Raw genomic sequence first — 23,399 nt, 5'->3', positions numbered from 1 at the left:
TTCACCTACTGCGGCAAAACAAACCCACTTTGACTCAATCTATTACGGAGGAATTCAATCGTGAGTTGGGAAGAACGAGACAATACCTGCTACAAAGTTGTCATCAATCATGAAGATCAATATTCCATTTGGCCAGAAGAACGGGAAAACCCATTGGGCTGGAAAGATGTAGGCAAGAGCGGCACCAAGCAAGCATGTTTGGACTACATCAGTGAAGTCTGGACAGATATGCGCCCACTCAGTTTACGCAAACAAATGGAAGCTGCAGGGCAGCAAACCTGATAATGTCCTTACTCTATTCGAGACTTTATCTCTACTGCGCCGCCCTCGCGGCGGGCTCTGACGAGGCAACTCTCCTGCTGTGGCTATCTAGCACAACAGAGAAAGCCTCTACGCTCTATTCACTATCCATTTTTCGATATTTCGAGCAACGCTGGTTGGCTGCCCTACTGCTTGCGATCCTCTCGACAGTCGGGGCAGCGAGCTATTGGCGCGTCACTCGCACTAGGGTAACTCCCCAAGACCTGTTAGCACTCACTCGAATAGTTCGAGCCCAACCCTTCACCATTCGCCTGAGGGCTAGTGCCATCATTCAGCCCGTGCAAAAAGTCAATTTGAGCCCCAAGTCCTCAGGCATTTTAGAAGAACTGCTGGTGGAACAGGGCGATAGAGTTGAAGCCGGTCAAATCGTTGCCCGGATGGAAGCCCGAGAACTGGAAGCAGAGGTGGTAGAAACGCGCGCTCGGGTATCCCGAGCACTCGCCGAACTGGAAGAATCTCTAGCCGGAAACCGCCCTGAGGAAATCTCTCAAGCCGAAGCAAGTGTCGCCCAAGCCGAGGCTCGCGTTCGGGAAGTAGAAGCTCAGCGATTACTAGCTGAAATGAGACTGCGCCGCAATCGAGATCTTGCCAGAGCGGGGGCGATCGCGGCGGACGATTTCGATCGGGTGGAAAATGAAGTCACAGTGGCTCGGGCCACTGTCGATTTCGAACGAGCTAACTGGGCAGAAGCCCAATCAAATTTATCCTTAATGCGTCGAGGGAATCGAGCTGAAGATATTGCCGCCGCCGCCGCTACTTTGGAGGAGTTGCAAGCCAGTCTGCAATCTGCAGAGATATTACTGGAGGATACCGTAATTAAAGCACCCTTCAGCGGCATCGTGACTCAGAAATTCGCGACGGCAGGCGCTTTTGTGACACCCACCACATCCGCTTCTACCGCGTCTTCAGCCACCTCAACCGCGATCGTCTCCATCGCTAGTGGACTAGAGGTATTGGCCGAAGTTCCCGAAGTTGATATCGGCAAAATTTATCTCGGACAGCACGTTGAGATTATCGCTGACGCCTATCCCAATCGCATCTTTGACGGGCGAGTGACGCTAGTGGCTCCAGAAGCTGTAGTCGAACAAAATGTTACCTCTTTTCAAGTGCGTATCGAGTTGGTGAGTGGAGAAAACGTACTGCAAGCGGGGATGAATGCTGATGTTTCGTTTATTGGAGATGAGATTCCCGCAGCCATCTCAGTGCCCACGTCCACAATTCTCACCATCGACGGAAAAACAGGTATCCTTATCCTCGACCGGGATGCCGAAATTCAATTCCAACCGATCGAGCTTGGTCTGGCATCCAATCGTCAAGCCCAAGTGCTAAGCGGATTGGCAGAAGGCGATCGCATTTTTTTTGAGTTGCCTCCCAATCGAAAGATCGAAGACTTTGCCCCCTAGGATCTCAAACAATCGCTCTATAACCATGAATTTTAAAGATGTAATCAGTATGGCAGCGGCAACTTTTTCTGCATATAAGCTGCGTAGTGGATTGACGATTTTAGGTATCGTCATTGGAAATGCTTCAGTCATCGTCATGGTGGGCATTGGACAAGGAGCTCAGACATTTGTTTCTAGAGAAATCGAGGGTCTAGGCCCCAATATTTTGTCAGTCACCCCTGGCAGTGTCGAGGCCCAGCGGGCTTCATTTAATGTGCCTAATACGTTAGTACTGAGCGATGCCGAAGCGATCGCCGAGCAAATTCCGTCTATTCGCGGATCGGCCCCCGAGTACAATCAGCGAGGCGTCATCTCTGCGGGCAATCTCAGTTCAAATCTGACGATCGTCGGAACGAGTTCTGAGTTCCCTCTTGTGAGAAGATTTGACTTGGGGCGAGGACGTTTCTTTTCTGAGCTCGATATGCAGCGTGCCAACCAAGTTGTCGTACTGGGGGCAAGGTTGGCAAATCGCCTATTAGAAGGCAAACAACCAGTCGGACAACAGGTTCGCCTCGATGGCGTCAGTTTTGAAGTCATTGGTGTTTTAGCTGAAAAAGGCTCGAATATTGTGGGCCTGGACTACGATGAAGCGGCTCTCATTCCTCTACAAACAATGGCAAGTAGATTGGCTGGTAATATTTCTCCATTAGGCATCGAGCTGAGTTACGTCGTTTTTTCCATAAAAGACGAGCAAAGTATGAGGGCTGCTCAGTTCCAAATCACTAACTTGCTCCGCCTGCGACATCGTATTGTCAGCGAAGATGACTTTACAGTTCGCAGTCAGAAAGACTTACTCGAGTTAACCGGGACAGTAACAGGAGCATTAACGGCTTTGCTAGCTTCCATCGCTGGCATTTCACTTCTGGTCGGCGGTCTAGGTGTTATGAATATTATGCTCGTATCAGTTAGTGAAAGGACTCAAGAAATTGGTCTGAGGAAAGCGATTGGAGCCAGTCGTAGAGATATACTTTTTCAATTTACACTGGAAGCAATTTTAATGTCGGCTTCAGGTGGGATAATTGGAGCTTTGTTAGGAATGAGCGGAGCGATTGTGATTGGTTGGGCAACCCCTTTTCAGCCAGAAATATCATCAGGAATAGTTGTCTTATCAATTGCTGTTTCTGGAAGCATTGGCCTCGTGTTTGGGACAGTCCCCGCTCGACGTGCAGCTAATCTCGAACCAATCGACGCATTACGCATTGGGGTATGACAGCGATCCAGCCCTGAAGCTACTATTGAGCCCTGCCGAATTAAGTTATATCTACGCCAGCGTCGCTGAAATGCTCCAGCCCTAAAACAGGCGGTTGGCTGTCAGCACTTCTGCATCCCGTTCGGCGGAGACTTCCTGTCGCCACGCTCGAATGCCCCCAGCCAGACTGCTGGTTTCTATACTGACTTCAGCCAAGTACTGCTGCGCCCGAGCCGAGCGCACACCTCGCTCGCAATACAGCACTACCTCGGGTTGCTGTCCGGTTTCCCGTTGCACTTGTGCCATGAGTGCGCGCAATTGTTCCACTCCAGCCTCCGATCGCAATTCCGACAGTGGAAGCAAGGCACTATCGCCAATGCGATCGCGCTCGTATTCCCAGCCAAAGCGCACATCTACCAGCAATGTCGGCTGCGGTGCGGAGGCCGCAATCAGCGAGCTCGCCTCGACCTCGAGTACGCGGTTCGCATCAAACCGAGCCCGCACATTGTAGGCGGCCACCCCCGCAGAGAGTGCGGTAATGAGGTTTCAATCCCTGAGAGGGTTTCAGCGTAAACGCCTCCCGATACGTAGGTTGATGACGCTTCGTCATCAACCGTTCACTCTCGTTAACCCTTCCAAACTTCCCTTTGCCCGCTCCCGGTTTGGGCTACCAGGTTAAGTACTTTCGTAGTCTGCTCTCCATTGGGGTCATTACTTACCGCCAATGTGACCGGAGTCTAAGACCCTTTTACGTAGGGACAGTGGGACAGATTCCACTGGGAGATGGTTCTCCACTCAATCGGTGGGATTTACTGATTCCCTCCTTCACCCGACTTCTGCGGCGCGCAACTACTCAAACCCCAAAATCCGCAAGAACCAGGGCCATCTAGATCTAATGAGCTACGAAATGTGCAATCATTTGCCAATGTCATTTGGAATCCATCAGCGTAATAATCTATTCCTCCTGTAGTCTACAAGCTGAGCCAATCACTTAGCCTATATGACAAACCAAAAGTCTTTTTCAAGTGGGTTTGCGCAATAGCAAATCCTACGCTTGTCAGCCTGTAGTTATTAGCTCTCTTCCAGCGGTCAAATAGTATTTCAACATTGGGACAGTTTTGGATAAGAAAGTTCCTTACCTCTCCAGAATCTGCGACAAATTCAGTAAATAGTTTTCTTTTATTCCTAATTTCGTCGTCAGACTGAATACCCACCTTGCCAAGGATCTCATCAAATTCATTCAGATCTTTAACTCTGAATTTATAACCACCTTGGCAAGTCCGCAGAAACTCGTCAATCATCGGTATCTCAGTCGATAGTTGCAAGTAATTTTCAGAGCTAATAATATTAGAAAATATATGCATGTAGTTCATTCTTAATATGTCAATGAAACTAGTGCCGGAAAAACCACTACGAACACAACCTGTATACTCTAGGTATAAATAAGCAGATGATATGTTTGGCATTTCAATCGACATCGGAATCAGGTAGCTGTTCATCAACTTCAAGAATTCATCAATATTGTCAGGTCTCTCGTGAAGCAAATTATCTACCAGAAAAATCACAGACAAGGCATACATTTGTGGACTTGTTATTTTGCCAATAGTTTCCAGTGCCTCGTTCAAGACAACCTGTACAAAAGATCTCTTCCTAAGAGGAGCTCTCTTTACCAAAAGTTCAATCAGAAGTTCAGCTAGAAAATCATCACCTGTTCGTGCATACATCTTTTGAGCTTCATACAAGATGTATTGCATATCTGGATCTTTTGCTGAAACTAATGCTTCTGGCTGTCTTGCTTCAAGTTCATCAAGATAATTGTCGATAAACTGCCTTACTCTCGTTTCAGCGATATTTGCGGCTTCATCGGCTAATTTTACAAAGTTGGAGGAGAAGACATCTAAGGCAATTTGGCGCGCTTCACTATAAGAAACTCCTTGATTAAAAGAGATACTTGCCGCTTGAAGATTGAGCGAGTTGTTTCCTGATTCTTGCCTTTGGTTTGCTTTACTTGACATATCCAATGGTTCTATGGCTTACTATTTCTTGGGATGCAAAATATTAATATTACTGGCATCTAAATTTCCTGATGCTTGAAGATTGATAGAGTTGTTTCCAGATTTTTGTGATTGTGTTGGCCTACGAGATTTCGAAAAAATAAGACTCAATGAGCCTCCTACCAAGGCCATCCCACAGCCACTGAATATCCATTCTTTATTCCTTTCTAAGAAAACTAGTATTTTTTCCATGTCTGAACGCCTCTTCATAAATTTGTAATCGGCTTGAGAGCATGCCAGGAGGATGGAGTCGCAAAAAGACATGGCACGCATTTCAAGACTTTTCTACATCACTAAACTTCCTTAGTGTCATTGGTCTATTATGAGAAACGATCGCCTACCGATGCCCCTGAAGCCAAGCCGCCAAATCAGCTTCGCTAGAAACATCCAGCAGTGCCTCACCCAACTCTTCTAATGATTGGAGGGAAAGATTCTCAATCTGTTGCTGTAGTTCGGGAGATAGTTCCGTAAACCGATGTTTGAGCAATCTGGAAACAAAGGATAGACCTTCCTCACGTTTGCCTAGATCTCGACCCCGCTCTTCCGCCGTCGAGACAATCTCTTGGTAAATCACCGATTCCTTCATCACATCCTCCCGCAGTACGCTCCGAATCAAACCCTTCCCCAATACTAACCCCGCCAGAATCGCTGCCGACGCCGCCACATCTCCCCGTTGTCCGCGATCGCCGCCTGTGGACTTTCGCTGGAAGCGGGTGGAGGAATTCTTTGCCAGTCGGGAGCTGTCGGCCAATACCCAGCGCAATTATCGACGCGAATTGAGGCGGTTTTTGGATTGGACGCCGCTGACTTGGCAGGGGGCGAGTTTTCGAACGATCGATCGCTATCGCGACTATCTGAAGAAATTGCCAGTGGGGGAGAGGGGGCGATCGGCGGCGTCGCTGAATTTGGCGCGGGCGGCGCTCAAAAGCTTTTTTGCCTGGATGGTGGAGCGGGATTACTGCGTCAAAGATCCGACTGCTCAGTGGGAGAAGGTCAAAGATAAACCTTGGGTGGCAAAGGATTTACCGAGCGAACAGGTGCAGGAGCTGTTCGAGGCGCTGGCGAATCGGGGGGAGAATCGGGTGCGCGATACGGCGCTGCTGCACGTTCTCTCTCACGGGTTGCGAGCTTCGGAAATTGTCGGACTGAATATTGAGGATTTCGACGGGACGCGCTTGCGGGTGTTTCAGTCAAAGACTCAGCGTTGGAAGTCAGTGCCGCTGGGGAGTGAGGGACGGGAGGCGATCGCGAGGTATTTGGACTGGAGAGCGGGGGCTGGGTTTGAGGGGAGTGGGGGCGATCCCCTGTTTGTGTCTCACAGCCCCGATCCGCTCTATCGGGGGAGGCGGCTGTCCTACAACGGTCTGTATTCGATTTTTAAGGGGCTGGCAGTGGCAGCGGGGATCGACAGCAGCCATCCCCACCAGATGCGGCATACGTTTGCGACGCTTCTTGCCGTGATGGGGATGGAGGGGCAGTTGGCTCGACTACTGACGGGGCATCGCTCGGAGGCGAGTTACGAGCGCTACAATCTGCGGGCGTTGGAGCTGAGGGCGGAGGAGGAGTTTTATCGCTTAGTGGAGGGGCAGTTGCCAGGGGAGGATTCCTAATCCAATAACACTTCCACGGCCAATTGCTGCCGGGTAGCTGGAGGCAGACTGGCTGCGACTGAGGGGGCTTGGAACATTCTTTGCGATCATAAGGGGACACACCGATCTCCGAGTATCCAGGCTCATGCTCAGCTGATCGCAGATCCCACGGAAAGATTGCTGATTTGCTCCAGAAACGCCCCTCGGACTGTAACCCCCCGTTGAACCAAGCCCAGATTCGTTTCAAATAGTTCGTCATTTGGCAGCGGTCCGGCTAAAATGTTCGTTAGATCTCAATATACCTACTATTTGAGAACCTTAGGCATTAGTAGTTCAAATAGGACTGGCAAGTAATGAAATAGCTACATTAAGACTTCTCAAATATGCAAAAGAAAGAATATAGCAGGGCGATACCAGGATTCAGGAATTACCAGTAGAAATATTTTCGTATATAGGTACTTATGATTCAATCTATTGAAAAAGGGAGAAAGGATGCTGGAGATAGATCAATCGCTGAAAAAATAGTGAAGCGCTTGCATGATCTAGAAAAAACTGTTGAAAACAATTTAGGGCGCTGGGCGTGGGAGCTTTTGCAGAATGCAAAAGATAGTATTGCAGATGAAGATGAAAGAACTCTACATATTCAGATAGAGCTAAATCAAAATAGTATTGAATTTAAACATGATGGAACTCACTTTACAGAGCAGGATGTTATAGGTCTTATAAGCCAAATTTCATCCAAAGAAGTTGAGGAGGAGGCTCAGACAAAAAAGACAGGTCGATTTGGAACAGGTTTCCTGACAACACATCTTCTTTCCAGAGTAATTAAGGTCAGAGGTGTTCTAAGAGCAGAAGACAAGAGTTTGTATCGTTTTAACTTTTTGTTAGACAGGCGAGGTAATACTACATCTCAACTATTGCCACGAATTGAGAAGTCTTGGAATGATTTCCGCGATTCTGTGGAAAAAGTCACACATGATTTTGAAGAAAATCAACTTAATACTTCTTTTTGCTACTACTTGGAAACAGATCGGCAAAAAGAAATAGCGAAGATGGGAATAAAACAGTTCTCAGATTTAATCCCATTTGTATTAGCGTTTATCCCTAAAATAGCTAAAGTAAAGATTATAGATAGAGTTAGCAAATGTGAAACTTTTTTTACGAATGACAATGACAAAAAAGATTATCCTGTTTTGCATATATTGAAGACAGAGAATGATAAGACAACAGATCTTTTTATCTTGCATGCTTCTAATGGAGGGGTTTCGATTGCCACAGAGATTGAGAAAATTGAGAAAGGGTTTTTAATTAAAGAGATAGCTAACGTCCCAAAGTTGTTTTGCGACTTTCCTCTCATTGGTACTGAGAATTTCCATTTCCCTATGATTGTGAATAGTTTCTTCTTTAACCCTCTGACAGAAAGAGATGGAATATGGTTGAAAGGTAATGATGATATAGAGGTTAAAGAGAATCAGAAAATTTTACATGATGCTGTTGAGTTATACAAACAACAAGTTGCTCTAGTTGCAGGAGGTAACTTTTTTAATCTATATAATCTTGTAGAAACTAAAATGCCTTCTACTGATAGAAGATATTTTGATGATAAGTGGTATGAAAACTACATTCAGAAGCCACTCAGGAAATTCATCCTTGATGCTGAAATTGTTGAACTTGAAGCATTTGAGAATGCTAAGGGATCAATCAGTGAGCTGGATTTCCCAAATAAATCTTTTTCAGAGATTGTAAGAGAAAAGATTTGGCAATTTATCTTTGATCTTTCACCTAATACTGTATGTAAAAAAAATCATTTGCAATCATGGTGTAGCTTGTCCTGGGATGGATGGAGTTTAGTTAATTATAAAGACATAATCAATGCGATTACAGGGCGCAAAAATATTGATAAGCTATGCAAAGATCTAGGTAAGTCAGAAGTTGAAGCCTTTAAATGGTTAAATACTCTTGGTGAATTCATCCTTGAAGATTCAAATAACTATTATTTGTTTGAGAGAAGTTTGATTGTTCCCAATAAAAATAGAATTTTCAGGACACAAAAAAGCTTGTTCATTGATGAGATAAATGACGATGATATTATTCAAGTATTAAGATTATTGGGTGAAGATTGGAATGATATACTTAGGCATGACTTAGTAGAATTTGGGGATTATGCTGCTAAAGGCAAGAAGGATATTGCGGCAGCGATTACTGAAAAGCTAAAAAATCCTGATAGTACAGATAATACCGTGGAAGCAATTAATCTTCTATCTGGATGGTTTGAGAACAATTCAAATTTGGGAGCAAAGCTATTTACGGAATTGTACAGCAAGCGAGCTGAGCTTTTTATGAATACTATCGAAGATAAGGAAAGTCTTTATAGAGTCATGAGATCTTGTAAGGATCTGAGCCAGCTTGCAGAAGTTGTAGAGTCCATAGAAGATAAGTCTGATATATCTGAAAACATCCAAAAAGTTGAAGAACTAGAAAAATTACTGCAAGAATTCAACATAAGTAATGTATCCGAACTGAAGGACATATTGGTATCAGCACAAGAATCTAGTGACAACAGAAAGATAAAAATCACAGAAGAAGTCCTACTAAGTTTAGGAGTAACCTCTATTGAGGAGTTAGAAGAAGCTCTAAAAGATAGAAATATTGCAGAGCAATTTACTCATATATCAACGCCATCAGCCTTAATGTTTATGCATGTTCAGAATTTAATAGGTAGGGCTAAGAATAATGTTCTTGAGTATCTACAAAATCTTAGTGAATATGATTGCAGTGATTGGGAAGAATTGGCAACTACTGTAATTGGTGGTATCAAGAAGGATGGTTTGCCCGTATATATTGTTGTAAGGCCATCTGATAGTGGTGAAGTAATTATTTACTATAGCTCTGAAAAAGATACTTTAGACGAACCTAGTGCTGAGTTATGGATTGATGATGGTGTACAAGATCCCAAATGCTTGACATTAGGTAAGATCTTAAAAAACACAGGAATTACTAGAATCCCAGTTTGAATATGGATATTACAAATGAAGTAGGTAAGATCATTGGTAGCCCTGAAGGACCTCAACTCGAATATAAAGCTGTTTTACCACCTTCTAGAACGATTGCTAGACTCATAAGCTCATTCGCAAATACTGATGGTGGCTACATTATTCTAGGTATATCTGATGATCTTGAAATAAATGGACTAAGTGATGACTTTCATGCGAATTCAATTACTCATAAAGCACTAGACCTTCTATCATCTCAGCCACAAGTACATTATCAATATGTTATTTATGAAGGGAAAAAGCTCTATGTGATTAAAATTGAAAAATCAGAAAAGCTAATTTCTTTTGAAGACAGAATATATGATAGAGACGATGAAGGAACGAAATTAGTCAATCCAACTAAAATACATTTTAAATCCCACGGCTACTCAAGAATAAAGAATATCAGTCAACAACTTGAAGATTATAAGAAGAAGGCAACTAGTGCTAAAGTTAAACTAATTGAGCATTACCAGAGTATCTTAAAAATAGTAGACGACCTTGGACTAATCCTTTACCCTTTGGATCCAGGTAAACCCACAAGTAATCAAGAAGGTAAAGTTCTTTCAAGGATTTTATTTTCTTCTTTTATCGACAACTTTGAAACATATTTATCTGATCTGCTATTCGAGATATTCCTCGCAATACCAGCGACATTGAAATCTAAGCAGCAAGTAACTATTGAAGAGGTTCTTAGTTGTTCCGATTTACAAGATTTTGTTGAGTATTGGGCTAAGCAAAAGATTAGTAAACTACAAAAAGGAAGTGTAAAAAACTTTATTAAAGAAAATAAGCAAATAAGCGATTTACATGTTATTGACCAAGCAAAAGAGGAAGAAATCGAAAAAATCCTACAAATACGGCATTTGTACTCACACAGAAATGGGATTGTTGATGAGAAGTTTCTCCAGTATTATTCGGGGCAGTTCACTGTAAATTCTGAACATCAAATGTCGATAAGTGAAATCTGTGATAGACTCTGCTACTTAGCTGAGGTCACTAATCAGATAGATGTGGCTGCGATCACTAAATATAAGTTAGCTTAGTCTAGAATAGAGCTCTTGCAAAAAAGTTTTGTGGTAGTCTAGTTGATTTTCCCCACCTGCGAAGCACTTGCGGAAGGAGCGCTAGCCATGGCATTCCACAGGGTGAGGATCGCCGATGTTTCTGCCCATGAACTATGAATCAGCCCAACGACTCATCCCCAAATCGTTTAAACGCCGATTTGGAGTGTGTCGTCCCACATTTAAACGCATGGTCAAAGCCTTGAAGGAGCAATTGCCTAAACTCTCGGGACGAGGCCGCAAACCCAGTCTCTGCCTGGAAGAGCGCGTGTTGGTGGCTCTGGAGTATTGGCGAGAATATCGCACATACTTTCATATCAGTACCGACTGGGGAGTCTCAGAATTGAGCGTCTGCCGCATTGTTCATTGGGTCGAGGATACTCTGATGCGTTCCGGCTTATTTCGTTTACCCGGTAAAAAGCGCTTAGTCCAAGGCTTTGGCAGACCGGAGGTGGTGGTGATGGATGTGATAGAAACCCTGATTGAACGCCCCAAGCGCAAGCAAAGACGCTTCTATTGCTGCAAGCAGAAGCAACATACGCTCAAATGCCAAATTATCCTCGACCAGCAAACCAGGCAAATCATCTGCACCTTCTTTGGCCAGGGGAGTCGTCATGATTTCAGCCTATTCAAAGCCTCTGGCGTTTATTTCCACCCCGAGACGCAGAGCTTGCAAGACAGCGGCTATCAAGGGATGGCTGATTACCATGCCAATAGCTTCATCCCAAGGAAAAAGCCCAAGGGGGGAGAGCTCTCCCCCTTGGAGAAGTCCTACAACCGAGAGTTGGGGCGCGAACCAATACTGTTCGGATAGGCTCTACGCAGTGTTGGGGATGGTAAAAGTCAATCCGTCCAACTTGCTTCCACTCCCTCTGTGCTTTGGCTTCCTGGAGGGGAACTTGGAGCGTGGCTTCTTGACGACTCTAGGATTACTTCTGCCCTGTCGTGGTGGGAGTTTCTGGTCCAAAATCTCTTGGGTTAGCCAACTCAAAAAAGGGGGAGTTCTTGCGGCTGTGTGGCTTGAAACTGGGGAAGCGCTCGGCGAACCACTCTGAGGGTGCCAATAAAGCCCAGACGCAAAGGGGAAATCCCAGCCTGCTCAGCGGCTTGGAAGATCAAGCAGCGCACAGCCCAATGAGCTAACAACCACCCATAAATTTCTTGCACCACTTCACGGGGATTTTTAGAGCGGATGGGGGTTTTGCGGCCATTGAGATGAGTTTTGAGTTCATCGAGTGTATTTTCCACTTCCCAACGTTGGTGATATTCCTGGGCCAGTAATAAAGCTGGAAACCGCTCTATATCGAGCAAATCGGTAATCAAGCGGTAGGTTTGTGGCTGAGCGTCTTGCTCAATGGTGTACTCAATCACTCGCACGAGAATGCGTCCACCTCCTTTTTTCTTCGATTTGCGATCGGGTGCGACCCAACTCAAATAAGACCCGTCTGCGAGTTGTTTGACCACCTCAAATTTCACGTTGGCAGGCACACGCCCCAGAAAGTGACAGTTCCGATTCAGGGCGTGGTTCATCGGAGGGTAACACTTTCGACGCGACCTGCTGGAGCGATCGGTGTAATGTGAATGCTTGTCGTCACCGCTCCGAATTGATCGCACCGAATGAAATCAGCCCCTTCAGTCGCAGCCAGCTTAAGCCCAGAAGTTCGCAAGGCGATCTACATTCATGCACTTGCTAAATTGGCCCCTCCCATGCCCTCAAATGCCTCTTCAATAGTACGGATAATTCTCCATTTCTTTGACTATCAAGCCGAAACGGCTTCTCAAGCTGAAGTTGATTAATATAGTCAATCTCTATGCCCTGCCTAGATTTCAGCTCCTATAGACCCCTCTAATTCTGCCTGGAGTCTGGCTCTCACAGGGGTAGCATTGGCCCACTTCGCTACGATAGAGTGAGCTCAATTGGAGCAGAGCTGATGGTCCAGTTCAAACCCCGCCAACACCTCCCCACTCAAGACGAACTCCCCGAAACTGACTTTGCCCCTGTGGATAGCGAATTGCAAACGCTCGTCGCCAGCCTCTTGGGCGACATCCTCGCTTGGCACTGGCGCGATCGCACGGATTGGTTCTGGGGCATTAACTTAGCCGTCTATTACAAGCTCAATACACCTGCTATTGTCCCAGATGGCTTCTTGAGCCTGGGGGTGGAACAGTTCGATCGCTCGGATGGCAGACAGAGCTATGTGGTCTGGCATGAGGGGGCGCTCCCGATTCTGGTGGTGGAATACGTCTCTCGCAGCTACGGGCAAGAGTACGGCTCCAAGATGAAAGACTACGCCAGTATCGGAGTGTTGTACTACGCGATCTACAATCCCGTTTACTGTTCCCGCAAACGGCGTCAGCCCCTAGAGATTTACCGACTCGAAGGCGATCGCTACGTCTTGCTGGAGGGTGACCCTGTTTGGTTGCCGGAGATTGGCTTGGGCTTGGGCAGAGAGTCTGGCACTTACCGAAATTGCCAGAGAGAGTGGCTGTATTGGTACGACCGAGAGGGGAATCGACTGACGGCACCTGCAGAGGTGGCCGAGCAGGAAGCTTTGCGGGCTGAGCAGGCGGACCTGCGGGCTCAACAGGAACGACAGTTGCGCGAGCAGGAAAGCCTGCGAGCTGAACAGGCGGACCTGCGGGCCGAACAGGAAAGACAGTTGCGCGAACAACTGCTGGACAAACTCCGACAAAAGGGAATCGATCCAAATACGCTCTAGCTCGTGAAGCGGAATGAGCAGTGCGATCGCCCCTCTAAATTTCCAGTCGCTTTACTCCACCCGCGTCAAAGCAATGCTCCGCTTGGCTTGGTTCAAAACCTGGTAATTTTGGGTAACACTTTCGGTTAATTATCAAAGCCTCAAACCCATGCTAAATCGCCTTTTGTGAGATCTGACCTAGCCTCAAAGTGTTACCCTACCGCTGAGGAATCTGAACCATCCCCGAGATTGCTTCCTTATCTGTCATGACTCAAACTCTTATCTCTCTTTATCAACAGCCTACTTCATGGACTTGTTGCAGTAAATTTAACAATCGCCTTTTCGCTCGCCTGTCCCTCCAAGTGAGTATCGTGACAGTTTTGCTCCCGAAAGCGATCGCCTTCACTGTGCCCATCCCAACCGCCCAATCCCCATCGCGCCATTGACACCACCCCCCAGAACTTGTTAGACGGAGAGATACTCTACTCAATCCCCCGACAAACAATGGGCTCCCACACCCCCGATATTTTGATTCTCGGCGCAGGCATCAGTGGCCTATCCGCTGCCTTCCGACTCCACCAACAGCAACAAGATCTATTGGTGGCCGAGCGCGCCGAGCGCGTTGGCGGCGTCATCACCACCCGCGCTCAAGACGGCTTTCGCTGGGAAGAAGGCCCCAACAGCTTCACCCCCTCCCCCGCCCTCCTCAACCTCATCGCCGACGCAGGCATTGCCGATCGCCTCCTGTGGGCAGATGGCAAGTTACCCCGCTTCGTCTACCTCGAAGGCAAACTCACCCTCGTTCCCATGACTCCCCCAGACTTAATCAAGTCCAACCTGCTCAGCTTTGGGGCTAAGCTGCGCGCCTTATTGGGCATTCTCGGCTTTACAGCCAAAGCCCCCGACAAAGAAGAGACCGTCGAAGAATTCTTTGCCCGCCAACTGGGGCCTCAGGTGGTCGAGCGCTTGGTCGGCCCCTTCACCTCCGGCGTCTATGCAGGCGACACGCAGCAACTGAGCGCCACAGCCGCGTTCTCCAAAGTGGCGGATCTAGAACGTAAATACGGCAGCATTATTGCCGGCATCATCCGCTCCCCCAAATCCCCCAAACCCCCCATCTCCGCAAAAATCGACCCCCTGCCCAAACGCGGCCAGCTCGGTAATTTTGTGGAGGGATTGCAGGAATTGCCCGACGCGATCGCCCAGCAGCTCGGCGATGCCGTCAAGCTGCAGTGGGAAGCGGCTGAGATTGTCAAAGAAGGCGATCGCTACCGCACCACTTTCCAAACCCCCAGTGGCCCCCAAACCGTCTCCTCCAAAGCCATCCTGCTCGCCGTCCCTGCCTACCGTGCCGCCCCCCTACTCAAATCCCTCGACACTGCCCTTGCCGACGAACTCGCTGCCATTCCCTATCCCCACGTTGGGGCCGTTACCCTGGCCTACCCCGCCGATGCCCTGCCTCAACCTTTCGCCGGATTCGGCCAACTCTTCCCGCGCGGCCAAGGCATCCGCACCCTCGGCACCATCTGGACCTCCAGCCTCTTCCCCGGCCGCGCCCCGGCAGGCTATCAATGCACCCTCAGCTACATCGGCGGTGCCACCGACCCTGACATTGCTCAAATGACGGACGAAGCCTTAGCTCGAACGGTCCACCAAGACCTGAGCAAAACTCTGTTGGTGAAAGAAGCTGAACCGCGCGTCATGGGCGTACGCCGCTGGCCCCGCGCCATTCCTCAATACACCCTCGGTCACCGACAGCGCCTTGCCCGCATTGACGAATTGCTCGCAGACTATTCCGGCTTGGTGTTGTGTACCAATTACTTGGATGGCGTGGCATTGGGCGATTGTGTCAGGCGAGGAGAGGCTCGGGCAGCGGATTTGGTGGAATGGCTGGCACAAGCTGAGTAGTGCCCCCTCAAGTGCGGATCCCCCATCGTGTTGAGGCTGGTAAAATCAAGTCATCTGAGTCTAGTCGAAGCATATGAGTTCGCCCGCAGAGCCCCCCAATCCTAGAGATAAGCCCGTCTACGCCATCTCTGTTGCGGCAGATTTGGTCAATATGCACCCCCAAACCCTGCGCCAATACGAGCGTCGCGGCTTGGTTAAGCCCAGCCGCGACGGTAAGAATCGTCTTTACTCTCAAAACGACATCGATCGGATTGTCTACATCCAAGAACTGACCCAAGATTTAGGGGTTAATTTAGCGGGGGTGGAAGAAATCACCCGCCTGCAACAGGAGTTGGAACGGCAAAAACAGAAAATGCAGCAGGAAATCCTGCGACTGCACGGCCAAATCGCCACCCTCGAAGATCGGATCGACGAAGACAACCCAGCCCCAGAAGGCGATCGCCCCAATCCTCCCTTAACCCCCAATCCCTAAACCCCATGAGTCAACTAGAGCGCCTTCTCCTGATGGCAGGTGACGAACTCGCCGAATACAGTACCGAAGCGCGCAAAATCGAAAAATTGCGGCGCAAAATTAGCCTGTCGGTGTCGCGAGCCGAGCAACAGCAGGTGCGCGAAGTGCTTCGGGCAGAGATGCCGAAACGCGGGATTGTCAAAGCCATTGAAGAGCAACGTCAGACCTTTGCTCTACCCCTATGGGGCATCGCCGGATTGGGTCTGTTAGAAGGCTTTTTGGGGGTGCCTGTGGGCTGGGTGGCGGCGATCGGGGGCACAGTTGCCGCTGTTAGCGTGCAGCGCTGGGGCTGGCAGTTACAAGCCAAACGCCTGCTGCTCAAAACCTTTGCCGATATCGACGCCCACACGCCGGGACAGCAATCGTAGTCGTTATGCCAGGGCGATTATGTCAGGGGCACTGGCACCGTCAGGGCACAAAAGGGGAGCATACCCAGTTGGCGATAGAGAAAAACACCATCGGGAAAGCTGCGCGCGGCTGATTGATAGGCGAGCTCGCGGGTCTTGCCCAAGAAAAACCGCTGCGAGTCCGGCTCCACCGCCACCCACCAGCCAGCATATTCTTCTTCGATTTTGGCTGGGACGAGATCGCGACGCCAATGGGCGGACAGTCCACTGAGATCGGGACTGAGTTCGGCGTCGCGATCGCTAGTTGAGTCCTCTAGGTCGGCAAACAGCGCTGCGATCGTAGCTAAAAACCCTTCTGGCTCGATCGGTTTTGGCAGATAGTGATCGGCCCCGAGGTGAATGCCCTCTAACAGATCTCGTTTGGCTGTTTTAGAGGTCAGAAAGATAAAGGGAATGTGGACAGTTTGAGGATCTCGGCGTACTGTCTCCAGGATCTGGTGGCCATTCATCCCCGGCATCACCACATCGCACACGATCAAGTCGGGAATGAGGCTGCGGACCAGTTCCAGCCCCGATTCTCCATCCGAGCGACCAATCGCCTGAAAGCCTTTCGATTTCAGCAATTTAACAATAAGGGCCACGACGATTGCGTCGTCGTCAATCACTAAAATGCTTTTCATAGCGATCGAACAATCGGATATCTGTATGGGCCTAATATACACGCGGCCGTCACAATTCCCGTCATGCTTATACTTACGTAGACCGCGAACCAGAGTTTGAGACTCGACTCTAAAGCCTCCCTCAAGCCAGCTCGATCGCCCCCCACAACAAAGCCAGGAGAAAGCTAAGCTCCCTCCTGACTCGCGCTGAACGAACACTCAATTAGGCGGCGATCGCCTCTTCGTAGGGCACAAACAGGGATTTAGTCGCGCCGCAAATGGGGCAAGACCAGTCGTCGGGAATCGCTTCAAAAGCCGTGCCTGCATCAATTCCGGAGTCGGGATCGCCAACAGCCGGATCGTAAATCATGGAGCACTGGCGGCAAATCCACTTTTGCGCGGCGGCTTTGGGGGCAGGGGCAATGCCATCTAGACCCTTGAGGGCTTCTGTGTATTGATTGGCGTGGTGGTTTTCGATCGAGGTGAGAAAGCCGAAATTACTGGCGGCTTTGCGGAAGATGGCAGCATGTTCTCGGGACTCTTGCTGCTGGGATTCAAACTCGGCTACAGCATCGCTGTCGCGATCGGTGCGGGCAGCAGCGGCAAATTCTGGATACATGGTGGTGTATTCGTAGGTTTCGCCTTCGATCGCCAGCTCTAAACAGCGGGAAGCGATCGCCTTCTTTTGCTCGTCCGATAAAGCGTCAGGATCCTCCACCACCAATTCGGGATGCAGCAGGCGAAAGTGGGCGAAGGCATGTTCGGTTTCTTGGCTGGCGGTTTCTTTGAATAGCTTGGCCAAGTCGGACAGGCCCAACTTGCGAGCCACTTCAGCAAAGAAGAGATATTTGCGATTGGCCATCGACTCGCCACCAAAGGCATCGGAGAGGTTTTGGTAGGTCTTGGCGTTAGACAGGTCCATTGCAGAGATTCCTTAGATTGAATGAAGCACTCGCACGCCATTTGCAATTGCTCGGGCGATCGCCAGCAATGCTGGGGAGCGAGGACGCTGACAGCCTACCTGCTGAGCCGAACCAATAACATTAAGCTCCGATGAGAGATTGTCCAGCCGATTCACACCGGAGATGAACCCCACAACCAGTTGTTTTTATAGCAACATTCAGATCCTATTTTACATCAGGTTAAGCTTCATTCCATTAGACCTAAGGAAGCTGGAATTGATAGATATAGTGATTTATAATAACGCAGTCTATGTGAGTAATCCTACAAGGATAATGAAATCATGCGATCGATGCGTTTTTCTTGGCTAGCTCTCCCATTTGCTCTAGCTATATTTATAGTTTTGAGTTGTTTTCAAGTTACTAGTAGCTTGGCAGCCACACACTCTAATGAAGTAGCCCAGGATACAGAACTTTTAATCCCTAACAGCTATCTTATTGCCCAGTCTCAGACTGAGGAATTTATCTTACCCTCTTTGCCTTATGACTATGACGCTCTTGATACTTATATTGATACGCAGACAATGATGCTGCATCACGATAAGCACCATGCTGGCTACGTTAGAAACTTGAATGCAGCAATCGACAAACACCCCGAACTTAAAGGAAAATCGGTAGAAGAGCTCTTACGCGATCTAGATAGTATCCCAGATGACATCCGTACTACTGTACGTAATAACGGTGGAGGTCATGCAAACCATACGATGTTCTGGGAAATTATGACGCCGAATGGTCAAGGGCAACCCACTGGTGCTATTGCACGAGCAATTGATGATACTTTTGGAGACTTTGGAAGCTTTAAGCAAGAGTTCAATGCTGCAGGTAAAGGACGCTTTGGTAGCGGCTGGGCCTGGCTGGTTCTGACCAAAGATGGAGAGTTAAAAATCACAAATACACTTAATCAGGATAGCCCTTTCCTTGAAGGTAGTTATCCGGTAATGGGTAATGATGTTTGGGAGCATGCTTACTATCTGAAGTATCAGAATCGTAGGGGAGATTATCTCGATGCTTGGTGGAATGTCGTGAATTGGGAGAAGGTTAATGAGAGATTTGAACAGGCACAAAGCTAATTTAATTACATAAGAAATTCATCGGTATAGTTGCCGCATTGAAATCTAAGCCTCATCTACTTCCTAGTAGTAAAATATGAAATGTAGATGAGGCTAATAATTTACTGAATTCAAGAATATAGACTTTGCTCAGTCGAAGATCTTCGCAACAGTTCGCAGGTCATTCCAGGTCATTCTTTAAACATAAACCATAGGGCAGTTACCTGTATTTTGCTCAGCTATTTAACCAATTGCCGAAGCTAAGCCATTATCCCAATGCAGTAAGACTTGCGCTTGCCGATAGGCTTGCTCGTCTCCTCGTTCTAGGAATAGAGCTGCTGCAGCTTCCCAATTCTGTCGGGCTTTCCCCGGCCGTCCAAGTGCAGCATGAGTCATGCCGAGATTCATGTAAGCATCGGCAGAATTAGGTTCTAGTTGCACAACCTGTGTAAAATCTTTCAGAGCGCAAGCATAGTCTGCATTGCGATGGCAAACACAACCTCGATTGAAATATGGCGAAATATGGTTGGGATTCAGACGAATGGAGCGATTGAACTTCGTAAGAGCAGCTTCCCAGTTCCCCTGATGAAAAAATACTAGTCCCCAATCATTAAAGATAGAAGCTCGAATTGCAGAGTCTGCCTGCCGAGAGAATCGTTCGGCTAATTCGAAATCTCCCAGTGCAGAGGTAAATCTTCCTAGCTCTGTTTCCGTCAACCCCCGATTGTGGTGAGCTCTGAAATCCTGTGGCCAAGTGGAGAGCAACTGGTTGTAATCGTCCATTGCAGCCGTATATTGTCCTAGGCGGTGGTAGGCCAATCCTCGATTGAGGTAACCTTCAGAATTATTGGGAAATAGCTCGAGTGCGTGCGAACAGTCCTCAATCGCGTCCTGATAATTGTCTAGCTTCAGATACGAGAGGCATCGGTTACTGTAAGCGGCTGCAGAAGTCTTATCTGCCTCGATCGCTTGGGTAAACGACTCTACGGCAGCAGTAAAGTCTCCATCTTCGAAATGATGCAAGCCCTGCGCGAACGGACTGGCAGCAACTGTGCTAGATAGTGTCAGCGAGAAAAATATTGCCAGTGCGAAACTGGCAATATTGGTTCTTATATCGCTAAGCCTTTGGGTGAGAGATTGGTAAATATTGAACATACCCTTATTGCAACTCTCATTTGATGAAATAGGCTGTTAGATCTGGTTGAACTAACCAGAGTGTTATTGCCAGTTAGCATCTGCCTGAGCGAGAACATAAGCTGCAACGGACTCAATTTGCCTATCGTCGAGGCGACCGGAGAATGCAGGCATAGCATTTTTGCCATTCTTAACCTGATATTGAATGGCGTCCATCGAAGCCATATTATATTTTTCCAAGGTTGCTTTCTGCAGATTTTTAGCAGCCATAACGAGATTAGCTCCACCCTTATGACAAGCAACACAGTTGGCGTTAAAGACCGATCTCCCCACTGCCAGATCGGGTTCTGCTCGTGCAGGAGAGCCAAACGCAATCACTAAAACAGCTATCACAACGAAGGTTATACTAATTAATTTTTTCACTCAAATTACTCCAATGTTAATTAAGTGTGACACATACACAGCTGACTTACAGGCAAAGCAGCTCGGAGGGTACTGTAAAGTGCCCACTGACATCAGTCAAAAGACGAGTTGTCAAACATTAAGTTTTGTCAATCTCCAAGTAAAATTAGGCGATGTAGAAGTACCTTAATCAGCCTCAGCTAGGGTGAAGCTTGAAAGCCATAGTCTGTTAATATCGCAGACATCAACGAAAAAGCATCGGCACCAACGCTTTAAATCCGCAGATTTAAATTCGATCGCAATCGATCAGTTGTACGCGCAGCTCTCCTGGAGAGACAGGAGGCGTATCTGATGCGAGCGTTTGAACTTGCAGATAGATATCCCCTGCTAGTAGTTCATCTATAAAGTTACTCAAGAGTTTAGTAGTTCCTGAAGCATTCCGTTCTCGCCTACTGGCCCTGTATGAAGGTGGATCCTAGTGACGTCATTTAATTCGGTACGATCGGCAATCTCGGGCTCTAATGTCAGCCCATTGAGTTGAATGAAATAACTCAGTTCTGTTTGTGTATCGTTGAGTTCAAACCTGGCAAAACCACCTGCATCTGTATCGAAGGTAGGTACTACTTGGCTTCCACTTAATGTTGCCTCAAAGAAAGTTGCAGCACTTGCAGAGCCAATAGTTGCCCCTATAGTTGCCCCTATAGCTGCGCTAACGAATAAGCCAATAGCACTAATTTTCATAGCTCACTCCCCGAATTTGCAATCTCCGAAGGAATATTTGAGAGCTGCGATGATAGCCTCAACTGAGATTCCCTTTTAATCCTGAGTACAGACCCTGGCTTTGTCAAAAGACGTAGTGTCAAACATTTAGATCTGTAAATTTCTTTTGGTCAAAAAATACAGTGTGCCGAGTGGAAATTTAGCCTTTTAAGCAATGAGAGGATGGAGAAGAAGCCGTCTCGAAAATAGCTTGGAGATGCGATCGATAAGCGAGCCAATTTTCTAAGGCTGCTGGATTGGAAGGGGTGTGACGCTGAAGTAAAACCACTCCTGCACGGACGGCGATCGCCCCATATTCCTCACTGTCCAAGAGGCGATCGAATAGAGGGACAATTTGCCGAAACGCCGTCCGTTCCCCCCCAAAGGCCACTCGATACTGCTCTAACTGCCACAAATCTGCCAGCAAATACTCCATCCGCTCCACCTGCCCCGCGTCGTTTTGCAACTCTAGAGCGGGCAACCGCAGAATCTCGCGGCGGCTGGACAGATGGGGCACCAAATGGGAGGTGGCACTCACGCTGACATGGGGGGGAATCAGGGACAGGATCTGCCGAATCTCTGAGGCCTGTTGCCATTGCGGGGCGAGGCCAGCGTAAACTCGCGGCTCGAATGAATCTGGCAGAAGGAAGGAGAAGCTGCGGTGGGGGTTGGGGGTGAGGGTGAAAAGCAAAGAAAGGGCGAGGCAAAAGCTCCAGAATTTGCGCAAGCGGGGGCGAAAGGCTTTGGGGTGGCGAGACCACCACAGCAGGCTGCCGTAAAACAAACCGGGCACAACCGCAAGGGCGTAGCGGGTGGTGATGGAGAGAACCGTTTGGCCTTTGGCCAGTAGCAGCAGTAGGAGGGGAGCTCCAGAGGCAATCCAAGCGGCGGGGGAGATGGCGGAAATAAACGCTAGGGGCAGCCACTGGCCCAATAGATAGCTGAGGGTGCGACTGAAGGGGGTCACCAATTCGATCGCCAAAAGCCAAGGGCGCCGGAGCATTGCCAATAGGAGTTCCAGCGTGGAGGCAGAGTCTGACTCGACATATTGACCGAAGCGCTCGATCGCAAACCGCTGCGATACATCAGCAGAAAACCAGGGCATGACAACATTGGTAATGGTGAGAACGTAAATAACGCTGTAGGCGCACAAGCCGAGGCCGAGGCGAGGGGCTTTGCGGCTGAGGGCGAGATAGGCTCCGAGGCTAAACAGCAATACGCCTGAATCTTCGCGGGCCATCGGGATGAGGATGGCAAGGGGCACGTACAGCCACCACCAGCGCTTTTCGAGGGCGTATAGCATGCCGAAGGCAAATAGGGGCAGTTGGCTGAAGTCGTGGAAGTTTTGCAGGGTGGGACCGATAACGGCGGTGGCGCAGTAGAAGCTAACGGTCAGGGTGGCAGCGATCGCCGGTTCGAGCTCGTGCTCCCGAGCGAGGGCGAAGAGCACCAGTCCTGCGGTGGTGACGAGGGCTACTTGTAGGGTGGTGAGGGCGATCGCGTTGGGGGAGAGGGCGTAGATGGGCAGCCACAGCAGTAAGGCGGGGGTGAAGTGTTGACCCAGCCGGTGGTAGTTGACGCGGGGGAGATCGCCGTTGTGAACCACTTCGGCAGAGAGGCTGGAGGATAGAGACCCTTGGAAAAAATTGCCATGCAGGCCGTTCCAAAACACCTGATTGAAGATGCCTCGATCGAAGCTGGCTTCAGAGGCATAGAAGTTGAGGTAAGTATGGAGGGAAAGGCCCAGCACGAGGGTGAAAAAGGCGATCGCGGCGATCGCGACGGCTCGCAGGCCCGGTCGCTGCTGCCAAAACCGTCGAATGTCCTCAAACCCCTGAATGTTCATACGATGCTGCAACGACAATCACACACCATCGTAAGGGCTGAAATTCCCCAATCCCTAGCATTTCCTACAAGCGGCTGTGGGAGCTTTCAACCGTTGGAATAACCATTCAGTTGAAGTCCTCTCTTGTAAAAGCTATTGTCAGGGGAGTGTTGCTTGCGGCAAACAACCATGACCCCCGAACAAATGGAAAAGGCGATCGTGCAGTTGACTGCCAAGCAAGACCGTGCCGCCGACCTAATCGTTCAACTGGCTAACGCCCAGAGAGAAAGTTTTGAGTTTTGCAAGCAAGCCTTTCAAGCCATCGAACAAGACTTTAGAGTCGTGCATGAGGATTTGAAAGTGGTGCAAGAGGAGTTAAAGGAAACTCGTCAACTTGTCGATAGTAATGCTCGATCCATACAGGCGCTATCTCAGCAGCAGCCGGAGTAAGATAAA

At 48.5% G+C, this 23,399-nt stretch carries 21 protein-coding genes and 2 pseudogenes; 13 read left to right on the top strand and 10 right to left on the bottom strand.

Annotated elements, in window-relative coordinates:
* Positions 1-60 precede the first annotated feature (60 nt).
* The 3 genes from SYN7336_RS22950 to SYN7336_RS22940 are packed head-to-tail and all read left to right on the top strand — an operon-like array spanning position 61 to position 2,973.
* Positions 61-282, top strand: a complete 222-nt coding sequence (locus tag SYN7336_RS22950) for an MbtH family protein (RefSeq protein ID WP_017328291.1) — start codon at positions 61-63, stop codon at positions 280-282.
* Positions 283-284: 2 nt separating this feature from the next.
* Positions 285-1,724, top strand: a complete 1,440-nt coding sequence (locus SYN7336_RS22945; RefSeq protein ID WP_017328290.1) for an efflux RND transporter periplasmic adaptor subunit — start codon at positions 285-287, stop codon at positions 1,722-1,724.
* 25 nt (positions 1,725-1,749) lie between these two features.
* A complete protein-coding gene (locus tag SYN7336_RS22940) occupies positions 1,750-2,973 on the top strand; it encodes an ABC transporter permease (RefSeq protein ID WP_017328289.1) in 1,224 nt (407 codons plus the stop codon).
* Between the two features lie 81 nt (positions 2,974-3,054).
* Here the strand turns inward: SYN7336_RS22940 and SYN7336_RS22935 are convergent, their stop codons facing one another.
* The 3 genes from SYN7336_RS22935 to SYN7336_RS22925 form a co-directional block, all read right to left on the bottom strand.
* Positions 3,055-3,471 carry a rhodanese-like domain-containing protein gene (locus tag SYN7336_RS22935; protein ID WP_017328288.1) on the bottom strand — a complete coding sequence of 139 codons (417 nt, stop codon included), beginning with the start codon at positions 3,469-3,471 and terminating at the stop codon, positions 3,055-3,057.
* A 452-nt stretch (positions 3,472-3,923) separates the two neighbouring features.
* Positions 3,924-4,967, bottom strand: a complete 1,044-nt coding sequence (locus tag SYN7336_RS22930) for an LPO_1073/Vpar_1526 family protein (RefSeq protein WP_017328287.1) — start codon at positions 4,965-4,967, stop codon at positions 3,924-3,926.
* 376 nt (positions 4,968-5,343) lie between these two features.
* Complete coding sequence (locus SYN7336_RS22925) at positions 5,344-5,670, bottom strand: DUF4351 domain-containing protein (protein ID WP_017328286.1); 327 nt, start codon at positions 5,668-5,670, stop codon at positions 5,344-5,346.
* Between the two features lie 28 nt (positions 5,671-5,698).
* On the opposite strand from SYN7336_RS22925, the gene SYN7336_RS22920 reads away from it, so the two are divergent.
* The 4 genes and pseudogenes from SYN7336_RS22920 to SYN7336_RS22900 form a co-directional block, all read left to right on the top strand.
* Positions 5,699-6,616, top strand: a complete 918-nt coding sequence (locus tag SYN7336_RS22920) for a tyrosine-type recombinase/integrase (protein ID WP_017328285.1) — start codon at positions 5,699-5,701, stop codon at positions 6,614-6,616.
* A 440-nt stretch (positions 6,617-7,056) separates the two neighbouring features.
* Positions 7,057-9,609, top strand: coding sequence for a sacsin N-terminal ATP-binding-like domain-containing protein (locus SYN7336_RS22910; protein ID WP_026101253.1), 2,553 nt, complete (start codon positions 7,057-7,059; stop codon positions 9,607-9,609).
* 2 nt (positions 9,610-9,611) lie between these two features.
* On the top strand, positions 9,612-10,673 hold the full coding sequence (locus SYN7336_RS22905; protein ID WP_026101252.1) for a helix-turn-helix domain-containing protein: 1,062 nt from the start codon (positions 9,612-9,614) through the stop codon (positions 10,671-10,673).
* 127 nt (positions 10,674-10,800) lie between these two features.
* Positions 10,801-11,493: pseudogene (locus SYN7336_RS22900) on the top strand (transposase family protein); the annotation flags it as partial.
* 185 nt (positions 11,494-11,678) lie between these two features.
* Here SYN7336_RS22900 and SYN7336_RS22895 read toward each other — a convergent pair.
* Positions 11,679-12,230 (bottom strand): annotated as a pseudogene (locus SYN7336_RS22895) (transposase); the annotation flags it as partial.
* A gap of 392 nt (positions 12,231-12,622) precedes the next feature.
* Between SYN7336_RS22895 and SYN7336_RS22890 the strand changes: the two are divergent.
* The 4 genes from SYN7336_RS22890 to SYN7336_RS22870 all read left to right on the top strand — a co-directional run bounded on the left by SYN7336_RS22890 (position 12,623) and on the right by SYN7336_RS22870 (position 16,177).
* Positions 12,623-13,411: a Uma2 family endonuclease gene (locus SYN7336_RS22890; RefSeq protein WP_026101251.1), complete on the top strand. Its 789-nt coding sequence runs from the start codon at positions 12,623-12,625 to the stop codon at positions 13,409-13,411.
* 483 nt (positions 13,412-13,894) lie between these two features.
* Positions 13,895-15,298, top strand: coding sequence for a protoporphyrinogen oxidase (hemG, locus tag SYN7336_RS22880; protein ID WP_017328280.1), 1,404 nt, complete (start codon positions 13,895-13,897; stop codon positions 15,296-15,298).
* 73 nt (positions 15,299-15,371) lie between these two features.
* Positions 15,372-15,770, top strand: a complete 399-nt coding sequence (locus SYN7336_RS22875) for a heat shock protein transcriptional repressor HspR (RefSeq protein ID WP_017328279.1) — start codon at positions 15,372-15,374, stop codon at positions 15,768-15,770.
* 5 nt (positions 15,771-15,775) lie between these two features.
* Positions 15,776-16,177, top strand: a complete 402-nt coding sequence (locus tag SYN7336_RS22870) for a hypothetical protein (RefSeq protein WP_017328278.1) — start codon at positions 15,776-15,778, stop codon at positions 16,175-16,177.
* A gap of 17 nt (positions 16,178-16,194) precedes the next feature.
* On the opposite strand, the gene SYN7336_RS28445 is transcribed toward SYN7336_RS22870, so the two are convergent.
* Together SYN7336_RS28445 and SYN7336_RS32860 are read right to left on the bottom strand one after the other, a co-directional pair.
* Positions 16,195-16,836, bottom strand: a complete 642-nt coding sequence (locus SYN7336_RS28445; RefSeq protein WP_017328277.1) for a PleD family two-component system response regulator — start codon at positions 16,834-16,836, stop codon at positions 16,195-16,197.
* 202 nt (positions 16,837-17,038) lie between these two features.
* Positions 17,039-17,737, bottom strand: a complete 699-nt coding sequence (locus SYN7336_RS32860) for a rubrerythrin family protein (protein ID WP_017328276.1) — start codon at positions 17,735-17,737, stop codon at positions 17,039-17,041.
* Positions 17,738-18,067: 330 nt separating this feature from the next.
* Here SYN7336_RS32860 and SYN7336_RS22855 point away from each other — a divergent pair, with 330 nt between their 5' ends.
* Entirely contained in the window at positions 18,068-18,844 is a 777-nt protein-coding gene (locus SYN7336_RS22855; protein WP_017328275.1) for a superoxide dismutase, read from the top strand.
* Positions 18,845-19,066: 222 nt separating this feature from the next.
* Here the strand turns inward: SYN7336_RS22855 and SYN7336_RS27405 are convergent, their stop codons facing one another.
* The 4 genes from SYN7336_RS27405 to SYN7336_RS22835 form a co-directional block, all read right to left on the bottom strand.
* A complete protein-coding gene (locus SYN7336_RS27405) occupies positions 19,067-19,978 on the bottom strand; it encodes a tetratricopeptide repeat protein (protein WP_017328274.1) in 912 nt (303 codons plus the stop codon).
* A 63-nt stretch (positions 19,979-20,041) separates the two neighbouring features.
* Positions 20,042-20,380 (bottom strand): cytochrome c6 PetJ, encoded by a 339-nt coding sequence (petJ, locus tag SYN7336_RS22845; protein WP_017328273.1) that lies wholly within the window; start codon positions 20,378-20,380, stop codon positions 20,042-20,044.
* 390 nt (positions 20,381-20,770) lie between these two features.
* Positions 20,771-21,100, bottom strand: a complete 330-nt coding sequence (locus tag SYN7336_RS22840) for a CHRD domain-containing protein (RefSeq protein ID WP_017328272.1) — start codon at positions 21,098-21,100, stop codon at positions 20,771-20,773.
* A gap of 178 nt (positions 21,101-21,278) precedes the next feature.
* On the bottom strand, positions 21,279-22,964 hold the full coding sequence (locus SYN7336_RS22835; RefSeq protein WP_017328271.1) for a DUF2079 domain-containing protein: 1,686 nt from the start codon (positions 22,962-22,964) through the stop codon (positions 21,279-21,281).
* Between the two features lie 168 nt (positions 22,965-23,132).
* On the opposite strand from SYN7336_RS22835, the gene SYN7336_RS22830 reads away from it, so the two are divergent.
* Positions 23,133-23,393: a hypothetical protein gene (locus SYN7336_RS22830; RefSeq protein WP_017328270.1), complete on the top strand. Its 261-nt coding sequence runs from the start codon at positions 23,133-23,135 to the stop codon at positions 23,391-23,393.
* The last annotated feature ends 6 nt before the right edge of the window (positions 23,394-23,399 follow it).

The sequence above is a fragment of the Synechococcus sp. PCC 7336 genome, assembly GCF_000332275.1.
GTDB lineage: Bacteria > Cyanobacteriota > Cyanobacteriia > Thermostichales > PCC-7336 > PCC-7336.
This window is presented reverse-complemented; position numbering and strand designations above follow the sequence as displayed.